Raw genomic sequence first — 13333 nt, forward strand, 5'->3', positions numbered from 1 at the left:
GGCATTTCCCAACTTGCTGTAATTCTTACCACACACAACAATAAAGCCGCCATGTATGCAATGGCGGCTTTTTTATTGCGTCGTCACGGGCCTTTAAAACGGTCGCCATAAATGGCGACCCTACGGTTGGGGTATGCACGGACGTAGGGGCGTCATTTATGACGACCTAATAGACTTAATCGTGCGGCTTCTCTTTCAGCGGGAAGCGACGACGTACTACCACAAAGAACAGCGGTACGAAGAAAATGGCCAGCACGGTGGCCGAAATCATCCCGCCCATCACGCCGGTGCCGACCGCATGCTGGCTGCCGGAACCCGCGCCGCTGCTGATCGCCATCGGCAGCACGCCGAAGATAAACGCCAGCGAGGTCATCAGAATCGGCCGCAGGCGCTGACGCGAGGCTTCCAGCGTCGATTCCAGCAGTTCGCGGCCCTTGCTGTTGATCTCATTAGCGAACTCAACGATCAAAATGGCATTCTTCGCCGACAAGCCGATGACCGTCAGCAAACCGACCTGGAAATAGACGTCGTTTTCCAGCCCGCGCATCCAGGTCGCCACTAGCGCACCGACCACGCCGAGCGGCACCACCAGCATCACCGAGAAGGGAATTGACCAGCTCTCATACAGCGCCGCCAGGCACAGGAACACCACCAGCAGCGAAATCGCATACAGCGCCGGTGCCTGCGAGCCGGACAAACGTTCCTGATAGGAGGCGCCGGTCCACTGGAAGCCAACCCCGAGCGGCAGCTGGCCCACCAGTTTTTCCATCACGTCCATCGCCGTACCGCTGCTGACGCCGTTAGCCGCTTCGCCCACAATTTCCAGCGCCGAGTAACCGTTGTAACGCTCCAGACGCGGCGAACCGGTTTGCCAGTGGCTGGTGGCGAACGCGGAGAAGGGCACCATGCCGCCGCTATTATTGCGCACGTACCACTTATTCACGTCTTCCGGCAGCATGCGGAACTCTGCGGCAGCCTGCACGTAGACTTTTTTCACGCGTCCACGATCGAGGAAATCATTGACGTACGTTGAGCCCCACGCGGTGGTTAAGGTGTCATTGATGGTATCCAGCGACACGCCAAGCGCCTGCGCTTTGCGCTGATCAACATCGATCTGCAGCTGTGGGCTGTCATCGAGGCCGTTGTGACGCACGCGCGACAGCGCCGGATTGCTGTCAGCCATTTCCAGCAGCTTATCGCGCATTGCCATCAGCTGGGTGTGGCCGATGCCGCCGTGATCCTGCAACTCCATATCGAAGCCGGACGAGCTGCCCATGCCGGTAATCGCCGGTGGACTGCTGGCGATGACGCGACCCTCTTTAATTTTGTGGAAGGCTTTGGTGGCTCGCTCGATGATAGCGAAAGAAGTGCGATCGCTACCTGGACGCTCTTCCCAATCTTTCAAACGGACGAACAGGCGTGCCACGTTCTGGCCGTTACCGCCAGGGCCGGCACCGATGGTGGAGAACACCGAAACCACGTTATCTTTCTCGGCGGTCATGTAGTAATTCTCGACCTTGGCAACCACGTCCGAGGTTTGCTGCAGCGTTGACCCGGCGGGCAGTTGCACCTGCGTCAGGAACACACCGCGATCTTCCAGCGGCAGGAACGAGGTTGGCAGGCGGATAAACAGAAAGGCCATTACGCCGATAATCGCGAGATAGAGCAGCAGCCAGCGGCCGCCTTTGCGCAGGATTTTGGCCACGCCGCGCTCGTAGCGCTCTGCGCTGGCGTTGAAGGTACGGTTGAACCAGCCGAAGAAACCGCGACGACCGTGATGATGGCCTTGCTGCAGCGGTTTCAGCAGCGTCGAACAGAGCGCGGGCGTCAGAATCATTGCCACCAACACCGACAGCACCATGGCCGACACGATGGTGATCGAGAACTGGCGATAGATGGCACCAACGGTGCCGCCGAAGAACGCCATCGGCACAAACACCGCCGACAGCACCAGCGCAATGCCGACCAGCGCGCCCTGAATCTGCCCCATCGATTTGCGCGTCGCAGCGCGCGGCGACAGGCCTTCCTCGCTCATGATGCGCTCGACGTTCTCCACCACCACGATGGCATCATCCACCAATAATCCGATCGCCAGCACCATCGCGAACATGGTCAAGGTGTTGATGCTGTAGCCAAAGGCGTAGAGCACCGCAAAGGTGCCGAGCAGCACCACCGGCACCGCAATGGTGGGAATCAGCGTGGCGCGGAAGTTTTGCAGGAACAAATACATCACCAGGAAAACCAGCAGGATCGCTTCCAGCAGGGTTTTCACCACGTCTTTAATCGAGGCTTTAACAAACGGGGTGGTTTCGTAGGCGACTTTGGCTTCCAGCCCGTGCGGGAAATAGTTCGACAGCTCGGCAATACGCGCACGCACCAGTTTGTCAGTGTTCATCTCATTGGCGCCGGAAGCCAGCTTGATGCCGAGTCCGGATGCTGCCTGGCCGTTGTAGCGGCTGAGGAAGTCATATTTCTCTGCGCCCATCGCCACCTCCGCCACATCGCCGAGCGTCACCACCGAGCCGTCGCTATTGGTCTTCAGCGTGACCGCTTTGAACTGTTCGGGGGTTTGCAGCATCGACTGCGCATTCACGGTGGCGTTAAGCGCCTGCTTATCCACCGACGGCAAGCCACCGACCTGGCCGACCGCAACCTGCGCATTCTGCGATTCAATGGCGCTCACCACATCTTCGGTGGTCAGCGCGTAGGCAATCAGCTTGTTAGGATCGAGCCAGATACGCATCGCATATTGTGAGCCGTAGGCATCTACCTGGCCGACGCCATCGATACGGCTGAGCGGATCCTGAATGTTACTGGCGACATAATCTGAAATATCCTGTTTGTCCATACTGCCATCGGTAGAGACAAAGGCAATCATCAGGATATTGCTATCACCGGTTTTATTGACCGTCACGCCCTGTGACTGTACCGCCGCGGGCAGTTTGCGTAGCGCACTTTGCAGTTGGTTTTGCACCTGCTGACGCGCTTCGTCGGGATTGGTGCCGGCGGTAAAGGTGAGGGTGATTTGCGCCTGGCCGGTATTGCTGCTGTTCGAGGACATGTACATCAAATTATCGATACCGGTCATGTTCTGTTCGATAACCTGCGTAACGGTATTCTCCAGCGTTTCCGCTGATGCGCCGGGATAGTTGGCGGTGATGCGCACGTTGGGCGGCGCGAGATCGGGATATTGCTCAATCGGTAGCGAGATGATCGCCAGCGTGCCGCACAAGCAGAGTAAAATAGACAGAACCCAGGCAAAAATGGGGCGGTCGATAAAAAAATTCGACATGGAACCGACACTCCTCAACTGCGTATTTTTTACTTTTATTATGATGAGCGTGATGCGCGGAAGGCTTCACGCTGGCGGAGTGCAAGGTGCTCTCTCGAAAACGCCTGCTGCAGTTACTTTACGCGGCGTAAATTAGAGAATCGTGAGTAAATTATGGAGAAAGTGTAAATGCAATGACGGATTTTTGTACGCAGCTACACATGGCGGCTCTCCAGCCACAGTACCGTCGCGGCAACGCGCGAACGCACATCCAGTTTGCGCAGCAGATTGCGAATGTGCACTTTCACCGTTTCTTCCGAGATATGCAGCGTGGTGGCGATCTCCTTATTGGATAAACCACGCGCCACTTCCTGCAGCACATCCAGTTCACGTTCGGTGAGCTGTTTAAACGGATTCGACGTCGGCTGACGCGTAGCGAGATAGTCCGCCACCGCTGCGCTAAACACATTCTCACCTTTCGCGCCGCGCATCACCTGCGCCAGCAGCAATTCGGGTTCGCTGTCTTTCAGCAGATAGCCGTCGGCGCCCGCATCTACCATGGCATAAATATCATTGCGCGCATCAGATACGGTCAACACCAGAATGCGTGCGGCAATGCCTTCATTACGCAGTGCTTTCAGCGTATCCAACCCGGACATGCCTTTCATGTTGAGATCCAGTAGGATGACATCCGGCGACAAACGGCGCGCTTCAGCCAGCGCTTCGGTACCGTTGTTGGCTTCGGCCACCACTTCCAGGCGTGGCTCCAGCGCCAGCAGCTGGCGAATACCTCGGCGCATCAGCGGATGATCGTCAACAATCATTATTGTCAGGGAAGGGTTAGCCATAAGGTCTCCAGTATCAAATTTCGTAGGGTCGCCATGCATGGCGACCTGATGCGCAATGTTAACTCAGCCGGTGCGCGGGGCGTGGCGGAAAACGCAGCGTAACCCGCGTGCCTTGCGGCTGCGGGGTAATCATCAGAGTGCCAGAGAGCCGCGCGGCGCGTTCCGCCATAATGGTCAAACCATAATGTCCCGGCGGCTCTTCGAGGCTGCTAATGCCGCAGCCGTCATCTTCAATGGTGAGCAAGTGGTCCTCTTCAGCGACACGCTGATAGTGAATCTGAATGTGCTGCGCCTGGGCATGGCGAATCGCATTGAGCAGCGCTTCGCGCGCAATCTGCAGCACATGCACCTGCTGCTGGGCATCCAGCATCTGCAGGCCGGGTTGATAATCAAAGTCGATCGCCGCCTGCGACTGCTCTTGTAACGGCGCAATCATCGCCTGCATCGCCTGTACCAAATCTGCTTGCTCGATCGTCAGGCGGAAAGTGGTCAGCAACTCGCGCAGCTGCTGATAGGCTTCCGACAGCGCGCGATCAAAATCGGCAATAATCGCCTGGGCCTGCGGCTGCGTGTCATCAACATTACGGCGCAGCAGGGCCAATTGGATACGCAGGAAGGAGAGGGATTGCGCTAGCGAATCATGTAGTTCACGCGCAATGGTGGCGCGCTCTTCTATTAATAGCATCTGCTGATACTGTTTCTGCGTCTGCCAAATCCACAGTGCGCGCGCCAGCATGTTCGCCAGGCTCTGCATCAGCTCATCGGCAGGCGGTGCCCGGCGAGTTTGCCAGCAGAGCTCGCCCAGTCGCTGCTCTTCCTGCAGCAGCGGCAAACGCTGCCAGCTCACATCATCCGCCGCCACGCCGGCCTGAAATTCAATGCCCTCGCTGGAGATTTTCAGCACCATTAACGCTTCACGGCGTTGCACCAGGCGCAGCAGGCCCTGGAAAAGTTCCGGATTGGGTGGGCTGCTGGTGAGAATTTGTGAGCTCTCATACAGCAGGGACAGCGTGCGATTAGCAGCGGTAAGATCTTCAGTTTTTTCCCGTACCGCGCACTCCAGCAGGCGATAGTGTGAATGCAGCCGCTCCGCCATGGTGGTGAAGGCCTGCGCCAATACGCCGAGCTCGTTTGGCTGTTCCACCTGCAACGCCGGAAAACTGAAATTCGCCTGCTCGACATATTGGCTGGCGGTAACCAGCGAATTAAGCGGTCGTACCACGTTGCGGCGGATGAAGCGAATCGTCCACAGCGCCAGTGCGACAATCGCCAAAAAGCCAAACAGGCTGCTGGCGGCCACCAGATGCATTTTCAGCTCAGCATAGTGCTGTAAAGCCAACACAAAGCGGTCGATTTCGCTGACATAGCTGGCAACGCGTTGCTGATAAATCTGCGCCCGTTCGGGTTGCAATGTCTGCTGGAGCATTGGCCAGCTGTCGCGCAGGTAGCGATAACGGCTGCTGACTTCCAGCGGCACCCACGGGCGCTCAAGATGCCGTAAGGCTGGAGAGTCTAGCGTTTGCCGATAGAGTTGCGTGTGAAGTGCCAATTGCTGTGGATCGCGCGCGCTATCCCACGCCAGGCGGTAAATCTGCATGCGCAGCGAGCCGGCAACGTTGACGGCTTCGGCATCGCGCAGGCTGCTGGAGAGCGTCATCAGCGCCAGCCCGGTGGTCAGCAGCGATAACAGCACAATAACGCTGAGCGCACGCGCAATGGTGCGAGTAACGGGACGTTTCACAATCACGGTAATAACCCTTTTAAGAGCGGGGGATTATAGGGCAGCCGCGCGGTGACGGCGAGTCAGATCTCGTCACATCAGGTTACTTTTAGCAGAGAAAACCAGTTCTCTTTACCTTTCCCTGGAAAACTCGCGGTTAGCTGGCGAATTATTGAACGGCTTTACCGCATGCTCAACCTGGTTTTCATTGCGTGCGTGATAATCAGTCCTGTCACGCTTAAACCCTACGGAAGACAACAGGAGCATCTCATGAAGACACGTTATGCCGTTCTGACTGCTGCACTGCTTGCCACCGCAAGTTTCTCGACGCTGGCAGCCGATCCACTGAGCGCCACTCAGGCACAAAACCTGCAAAGCGCGGGCACCGTTTCCATAAGCGGCGTGCGCGGTTCGCTGGATGATGCAACACGCCATCTGTCGCAAAAAGCAGAAGAGCAAGGTGCCAGCCACTATCGCGTTATCGGTGTGCAAAACCCAGGCGATTCCAGCCTGTGGAGCGGCACCGCAGAGATTTACCGTTAATTCCCTCCAGTAGTTATCCCTGTAGCAATCCCTTTTCCGGCCAGCCCTCTGGCCGGTTTTTTTGTGCACCGCGACGGATTATTACAATTCAACTCGTGCAGCCTGGCGGTATTTTTTGCTTCGTTCATGCAGAACGGGTAGGATTCATCGCCGTAAATTCCCGCCCCGTCTCGCGACATCGTTCCGCCGCGCTGGCACCGGGTTTTACCCCATTTCGCATCGCCATACGCAATCGTTTGGTTAGGCGGTGATTGATGGTCAGGACAAACAGGATAGCTATGAAATCAACTAAAAAAACCGCAGCCGAACAACGCGCTGCGAAAAGACGCTGGCTCAACTCTCACGACAGCGGTTACCACAAAGCTATGGGTAATCGTCAGGTACAAATGATCGCCATCGGCGGTGCTATCGGTACCGGTCTGTTCCTCGGTGCTGGCGCGCGCCTGCAAATGGCCGGTCCGGCACTGGCACTGGTTTATCTGGTGTGCGGTATCTTCTCCTTCTTTATCCTCCGTGCGCTGGGCGAACTGGTATTACACCGTCCTTCCAGCGGCAGCTTTGTCTCTTATGCGCGTGAATTCCTTGGGGAAAAAGCGTCATATGTTGCAGGCTGGATGTACTTCGTTAACTGGGCGATGACCGGTATCGTTGATATCACCGCGGTTGCGCTCTACATGCACTATTGGGGCGCGTTTGGCGATGTACCGCAGTGGGTGTTTGCCCTCGGCGCGCTGGCGATTGTCGGCACCATGAACATGATTGGCGTGAAGTGGTTTGCCGAAATGGAGTTCTGGTTCGCCCTGGTGAAAGTACTGGCTATCGTGGTGTTCCTGATCGTGGGTGTGGTGTTCCTCGGTACCGGTAAACCGCTGGACGGCAACACCACCGGCTTCCATCTGATCACCGATAACGGCGGTTTCTTCCCGCATGGCTTGCTGCCGGCGCTGGTGTTGGTGCAGGGCGTCGTATTCGCCTTCGCCTCGATTGAGCTGGTAGGGACGGCGGCGGGGGAGTGTAAAGATCCCAAAACCATGCTGCCGAAAGCCATTAACAGCGTGATCTGGCGTATCGGTCTGTTCTACGTCGGCTCCGTAGTGCTGCTGGTGCTGCTGCTGCCGTGGAATGCTTATCAGGCGGGACAAAGTCCGTTCGTGACTTTCTTCTCCAAACTCGGCGTGCCTTATATTGGTAGCGTAATGAACATCGTGGTGCTGAGCGCCGCGCTGTCGAGCCTCAACTCAGGCCTCTACTCTACCGGGCGTATTCTGCGTTCGATGTCGATGGGCGGATCTGCGCCACAATTCATGTCGAAGATGAGCAAACAGCAGGTGCCGTTTGCCGGTATCCTGGTGACCATTGCCGTTTACGTTATCGGCGTGGTGCTGAACTACTACGTGCCGTCGCAGGTATTTGAAATCGTACTGAACGTAGCATCACTCGGCATCATCTCGTCGTGGGGCTTTATCGTGGTGTGCCAGATGCGTCTGCGCAAGGCGATTAAAGAGGGCAAGGCGGAAGATGTCAGCTTCAAGCTGCCGTGGGCACCGTTCACCTCGTGGCTAACGCTGCTGTTCCTGGTGAGCGTATTGGTGCTGATGGCGTTCGATTATCCGAACGGCACTTACACCATTGCATCGATCCCGCTGATAGCCGTGGTGCTGGTGCTGGGTTGGTTTGGCGTACGTAAACGCGTCAATGCTGAAGCGATGAAAGAGCATGAACATCATGCTGACGATCAGGATGATACAGCGCCAACGCTGGCGGACGATAACGCGCGTTAATCGTAGCCATTCTCATCTACGGGGGCCTTTTGGCCCCCGTTTTTATTTCAATTCACCTTCCCTTGATCCCACATCGGGATTTAACCCTTTGGGGTGATATAGCCCTCATTAGCGTCAGGTTATTTTACGCACCATCTCTCATTCCCCCGATTAAGGTGAACCGATGGCGCTGTCGCGACGTGAACTCTTTACCGGGCAGCGCGTAGCGTCTGCTGACGGCATTGCTTTGCCGTGGTGGCGGGGGGAGAAAGGGTGTGACGGCTGCGGTAAATGCGTGGCTGCCTGCGAAACCCACATTATCCGCCTTAATCGCGCAGAAGAGCCGCACCTCGATTTTATGCAGGGCGAATGCACCTTCTGCGCGGCCTGCGTGGAAATCTGTCCACAGCCGCTGTTCAACGCACGTAATACCGCACCCTTTCCCCAGCGTATTCGCATCGACAATCGCTGCATCACTCTCCTCGGCGTGAATTGCCGCAGCTGTCAGGAGAGTTGTGAGCAGCAAGCTATTCGTTTCCAACTGATGCCCAACGGCATCGCACAGCCTGAAACCTTACCGCAGCACTGCACCGGTTGCGGCGCGTGTATCGCGCCATGTCCGGTTTCAGCCACAGGATTACATCATGAACCATGAAAACAGTTGGCACGTTTGCGGCCTGGTGATTCAGGCGCGACCGGCGTCGATTCCCAGCGTAAAACGTGCGCTGCTGGCCTTTGCCGATAGCGACATCGCGGCCGAAGACGCCGCACGCGGCACGCTGGCGGTGACACTCGGTGCGGCAGATAGCGCCGCGCTGCTGCGCAATATTGAAGAGAGCCGCAACATCGCTGGCGTGTTAGCGGTATCGCTGGTGTATCACCAGCAGGACGAAATTGAAGAACCTTGTAAGGAAGCATCATGAGCATAAGTCGTCGTGATTTTATGAAGGCCAATGCGGCGGCGGCTGCTGCCACGGCTGCAGGACTCACCATTCCCACCGTCACCAAAGCCGCTACGTCGTTGGCTGCACCGATTCGCTGGGAAAAAGCGCCATGCCGATTCTGCGGCACCGGCTGCGGCGTGCTGGTTGGTACCCAGGATGGCCGCGTGGTGGCCTCGCAGGGCGACCCGCAAGCAGAAGTGAACCGGGGTCTGAACTGCATCAAAGGCTATTTCCTGCCGAAGATCATGTATGGAAAAGATCGTCTGACTCAGCCGTTGTTACGCATGACCGACGGTAAATTTGCTAAAGATGGCGAATTCACCCCGGTGAGCTGGGATCAAGCCTTCGATATTATGGAAGAGAAGTTTAAAGCCGCGCTGAAAGCCAACGGCCCGGATTCGGTTGGCATGTTCGGTTCTGGCCAGTGGACGGTGTGGGAAGGCTACGCCGCATCCAAGCTGATGAAAGCCGGTTTCCGCACCAACAACCTCGATCCGAATGCGCGTCACTGCATGGCTTCAGCGGTGGTGGGCTTTATGCGCACTTTCGGCATGGATGAGCCGATGGGCTGCTATGACGATATCGAGCAGGCCGACGCCTTTGTGCTGTGGGGCTCCAACATGGCCGAGATGCATCCGATCCTCTGGTCACGCATTACGGCGCGTCGTCTCAGCAGTGACAACGTCAAAGTCGCGGTGCTTTCCACCTATCGTCATCGCAGTTTTGAGCTGGCCGATAATGGCATGGTGTTCACGCCGCAGAGCGATCTGGCGATCCTCAACTTTATCGCCAACTACATTATTCAGAACAACAAGGTCGATAAAACCTTCCTGCATAATCACGTGACGCTGCGCAAAGGCGTGACTGACATCGGCTACGGCTTACGTCCAACCGATCCACGCCAGGCTGCAGCGAAGAACCCCGACAGCGGCGAATCGACGCCAATGAGCTTTGATGAATTTGCCAAATTTGTCTCGGAGTACACGGTCGAAAAAGCCAGCGAAATGAGCGGCGTCGAGCAGGATCAGCTGATCGCGCTGGCGCAACTGTATGCCGATCCAAAAGTTAACGTGGTGTCGTACTGGACCATGGGCTTCAACCAGCATACGCGCGGCGTGTGGGCCAATAATCTGTGCTACAACCTGCACTTATTAACCGGCAAAATCTCGCGTCCGGGTACCGGTCCATTCTCGCTCACCGGTCAGCCGTCGGCGTGCGGCACGGCGCGTGAAGTCGGTACTTTCTCGCACCGCTTGCCAGCTGACATGGTGGTCAATAATGACAAACACCGCGCTACTGCCGAGAAGCTGTGGAAGCTGCCGCAGGGCACCGTGCCCGCCAAAATTGGTTTGCACGCCGTAGCGCAGGATCGCGCGCTGAAAGATGGCAAGCTCAACGCTTACTGGGTGATGTGCAACAACAACATGCAGGCCGGTCCGAACCTGACGCAGGAGCGTATGCCGGGCTGGCGCGATGAGCGCAACTTCATTGTCGTGTCCGATCCCTATCCAACCGTGAGCGCACTGTCAGCCGATCTGATTCTGCCTACCGCCATGTGGGTAGAGAAAGAGGGCGCCTATGGCAATGCCGAGCGTCGTACCCAGTTCTGGCATCAGCAGGTGAAGGCACCGGGTGAGGCGAAATCCGATCTGTGGCAGCTGGTTAACTTCTCCAAACGTTTCAACGTCTCTGAAGTCTGGCCGCAAGCGATGATTGAGCAGCATCCGGAACTGCGCGACAAAACGCTGTTTGACGTGTTGTACGCCAACGGCCAGGTCAACCAGTTCCCGCTGAGCGAAGTGGCGGATGATCGACTGAATGATGAAGCCCGCGAGTTCGGCTTCTATATCCAGAAAGGCTTGTTCGAAGAGTACGCCAGCTTTGGTCGGGGTCACGGCCACGATCTCGCCCCGTTTGATGCTTACCACGAAGCGCGTGGTCTGCGCTGGCCGGTGGTTGACGGCAAAGAGACGCGCTGGCGCTATCGCGAAGGTTACGACAGCTACGTTAAAGCCGGTGAAGGTGTGCGTTTCTACGGCAAGCCGGATGGCAAAGCGACCATTTTCGCCCTGCCGTACGAAGCGCCAGCGGAATCACCGGATGACGAGTTCGATCTGTGGTTCTGTACCGGCCGCGTGCTGGAACATTGGCACACCGGCACCATGACGCGTCGCGTGCCTGAACTGCACCGTGCGGTGCCGCAGGCGCTACTCTATATCCATCCGCTTGATGCCAAAGATCGCAATTTCCGTCGCGGTGAAAAGGTTCGCGTGGTGTCACGCCGTGGTGAAACCATTGCCACCGTCGAAACGCGCGGTCGTAATCAGCCGCCAAAAGGCCTGGTGTTTATGCCGTTCTTCGATGCCGGCGTGCTGGCGAATAATGTCACGCTGGATGCTACCGATCCGCTATCGAAGCAGACCGATTACAAAAAATGCGCCGTTAAGCTGGTTAAAATTTAAGGCAGGATGCAATGAAACCCTTAATCACACTCGTTACGTTGGCCGCCCTGATGCTCGGCGGCACGGTCTACGCTAATAACGGCGTCGTTCTCAATCAGTCACCGGAAGTGACCGCTACGCAGCAGGGCACCATTCATCAGCCCAAAGAGCAGAGCCGTAAGCCGCTCAACTACGTGAATCAGCCGCCGGTGATCCCGCATAGCGTGGATGGCTATCAGGTGACGAAAAACGTTAACCGCTGCCTGCAGTGCCACGGTACGCAGAGCTACCTCACCACCGGCGCGCCGCGCGTTAGCCCAACGCACTTCACCGATCGCGATGGTCTGGTGAGCAACACCGTATCGCCGCGTCGCTACTTCTGCCTGCAGTGTCACGTGCCGCAAACCGATGCTAAGCCGGTGGTGGAGAACACCTTCAAACCGGCTGATGGCTTCGGTAAGTGAGGAAATGATGAAAGAGAAACTTCTGCGCATCTGGCGCTGGTGGCGACGTCCAAGCCGTCTGGCGCTGGGCACGCTGCTGATTCTGGGCTTTGCCGGCGGCATTATTTTCTGGGGCGGCTTCAACACCGCGATGGAGATGACCAACCGCGAGCAGTTCTGTATTGGCTGCCATGAGATGCGCAATAACGTCTACCAGGAGTATATGCAGACGGTGCACTACAACAACCGCAGCGGCGTGCGTGCCACTTGTCCGGATTGTCACGTGCCGCACGAGTGGGGCCCGAAGATGTTGCGTAAAATTCAGGCGAGCAAAGAGGTGTACGCCAAGATTTTCGGCATCATTGATACGCCGCAAAAGTTCGAGGATCATCGCATTGAGCTGGCGAGAAACGAATGGCGCAGGATGCAAAACAACAACTCGCAGGAGTGTCGTAACTGCCACAACTTCGATTATATGGATTTAACCGCGCAGAAAACCGTGGCGGCGAAGATGCACACCAAAGCCATTGAGGAAGGGAAAACCTGTATCGATTGCCATAAAGGCATTGCGCATCATTTGCCGGATATGAAAGACCAGCCCAACGGTTTTTAATAGGTAAACCGTGCAAGCTTCAACCGTAGGGTCGCCATTTATGGCGACCTGGTTTTTTATCAAACGTCCAACCTCACAATTCAGATAGTTTTCCGTACCGCTTCGGCCTATTATCTCAGGCTCCCTCAAATCTGCAGTGGAGCGGCTATGTCGTTAAAGATCAACATCATCAAAGATAAGTTGTTGTCAGAAAACTGGTTTGTGCTGCGCAACTTCACCTACGAACTCACCCGCAACAACGGCGAAGTCGTGCGTCATAAACGCGAAGTCTACGATCGCGGCAACGGCGCAACTATCCTGCTGTATAACACTGAAAAAAATACCGTTCTGCTGGTTCGTCAGTTCCGCATCGCCACCTATGTTAATGGCAATACCAGCGGCGAGCTGATTGAAACCTGTGCCGGATTGCTGGATGACGATTCGCCGGAAGATTGCATTCGTAAAGAGGCGATTGAAGAGACCGGCTATCAAGTGGGAAAAGTGGAGAAAATTTTTGAAGCCTATATGTCGCCGGGCGGCGTAACCGAACTGATCCACTTCTTCGCGGCGGAATACAGCGATGCGCAGCGTGCCAACAAGGGCGGCGGCGTCGAAGATGAAGAGATTACCGTGCTGGAGCTGAGTTTCCCGGAAGCGCTGATGATGGTAAAAGATGGCCGCATTCGCGATGGCAAAGCCATTATGCTGCTGCAGCATGCGCAGATCGCCGGCTGGTTGCAGGCGTAAACTTCGGCCAGGTCGCCATGAATG

11 protein-coding genes are annotated in these 13333 nt (G+C 56.5%); 8 read left to right on the forward strand and 3 right to left on the reverse strand.

The window, feature by feature from the left end:
- Window positions 1–175 precede the first annotated feature (175 nt).
- From acrD to narQ, 3 genes are all read right to left on the reverse strand, one after another.
- Window positions 176–3292, reverse strand: a complete 3117-nt coding sequence (acrD, locus tag WFL93_RS10080) for a multidrug efflux RND transporter permease AcrD (protein WP_049852961.1) — start codon at window positions 3290–3292, stop codon at window positions 176–178.
- 194 nt (window positions 3293–3486) lie between these two features.
- Window positions 3487–4119 carry a response regulator gene (locus tag WFL93_RS10085; protein ID WP_336778044.1) on the reverse strand — a complete coding sequence of 211 codons (633 nt, stop codon included), beginning with the start codon at window positions 4117–4119 and terminating at the stop codon, window positions 3487–3489.
- Between the two features lie 58 nt (window positions 4120–4177).
- Entirely contained in the window at window positions 4178–5866 is a 1689-nt protein-coding gene (narQ, locus tag WFL93_RS10090) for a nitrate/nitrite two-component system sensor histidine kinase NarQ (protein ID WP_336778045.1), read from the reverse strand.
- A 243-nt stretch (window positions 5867–6109) separates the two neighbouring features.
- Here narQ and WFL93_RS10095 point away from each other — a divergent pair, with 243 nt between their 5' ends.
- The 8 genes from WFL93_RS10095 (at window position 6110) to nudK (ending at window position 13309) form a co-directional block, all read left to right on the forward strand.
- Complete coding sequence (locus tag WFL93_RS10095) at window positions 6110–6382, forward strand: YdgH/BhsA/McbA-like domain containing protein (RefSeq protein WP_049852958.1); 273 nt, start codon at window positions 6110–6112, stop codon at window positions 6380–6382.
- A 278-nt stretch (window positions 6383–6660) separates the two neighbouring features.
- Window positions 6661–8163 carry an L-asparagine permease gene (gene ansP, locus WFL93_RS10100; protein ID WP_336778046.1) on the forward strand — a complete coding sequence of 501 codons (1503 nt, stop codon included), beginning with the start codon at window positions 6661–6663 and terminating at the stop codon, window positions 8161–8163.
- Between the two features lie 163 nt (window positions 8164–8326).
- On the forward strand, window positions 8327–8797 hold the full coding sequence (gene napF / locus WFL93_RS10105) for a ferredoxin-type protein NapF (RefSeq protein WP_336778047.1): 471 nt from the start codon (window positions 8327–8329) through the stop codon (window positions 8795–8797).
- Window positions 8787–9065 carry a chaperone NapD gene (locus WFL93_RS10110; protein ID WP_007890842.1) on the forward strand — a complete coding sequence of 93 codons (279 nt, stop codon included), beginning with the start codon at window positions 8787–8789 and terminating at the stop codon, window positions 9063–9065. Before napF ends, WFL93_RS10110 begins: the two co-directional genes overlap by 11 nt.
- Window positions 9062–11548: a nitrate reductase catalytic subunit NapA gene (gene napA, locus WFL93_RS10115; protein ID WP_336778048.1), complete on the forward strand. Its 2487-nt coding sequence runs from the start codon at window positions 9062–9064 to the stop codon at window positions 11546–11548. Before WFL93_RS10110 ends, napA begins: the two co-directional genes overlap by 4 nt.
- An 11-nt stretch (window positions 11549–11559) precedes the next feature.
- On the forward strand, window positions 11560–11991 hold the full coding sequence (gene napB / locus WFL93_RS10120; RefSeq protein ID WP_336778049.1) for a nitrate reductase cytochrome c-type subunit: 432 nt from the start codon (window positions 11560–11562) through the stop codon (window positions 11989–11991).
- A gap of 7 nt (window positions 11992–11998) precedes the next feature.
- A complete protein-coding gene (gene napC / locus WFL93_RS10125) occupies window positions 11999–12583 on the forward strand; it encodes a cytochrome c-type protein NapC (RefSeq protein ID WP_007890847.1) in 585 nt (194 codons plus the stop codon).
- 147 nt (window positions 12584–12730) lie between these two features.
- Window positions 12731–13309: a GDP-mannose pyrophosphatase NudK gene (gene nudK, locus WFL93_RS10130; RefSeq protein WP_007890851.1), complete on the forward strand. Its 579-nt coding sequence runs from the start codon at window positions 12731–12733 to the stop codon at window positions 13307–13309.
- The last annotated feature ends 24 nt before the right edge of the window (window positions 13310–13333 follow it).

The organism is Pantoea sp. USHLN256, from assembly GCF_037149875.1.
GTDB classification, from domain to species: Bacteria; Pseudomonadota; Gammaproteobacteria; order Enterobacterales; family Enterobacteriaceae; genus Pantoea; species Pantoea nemavictus.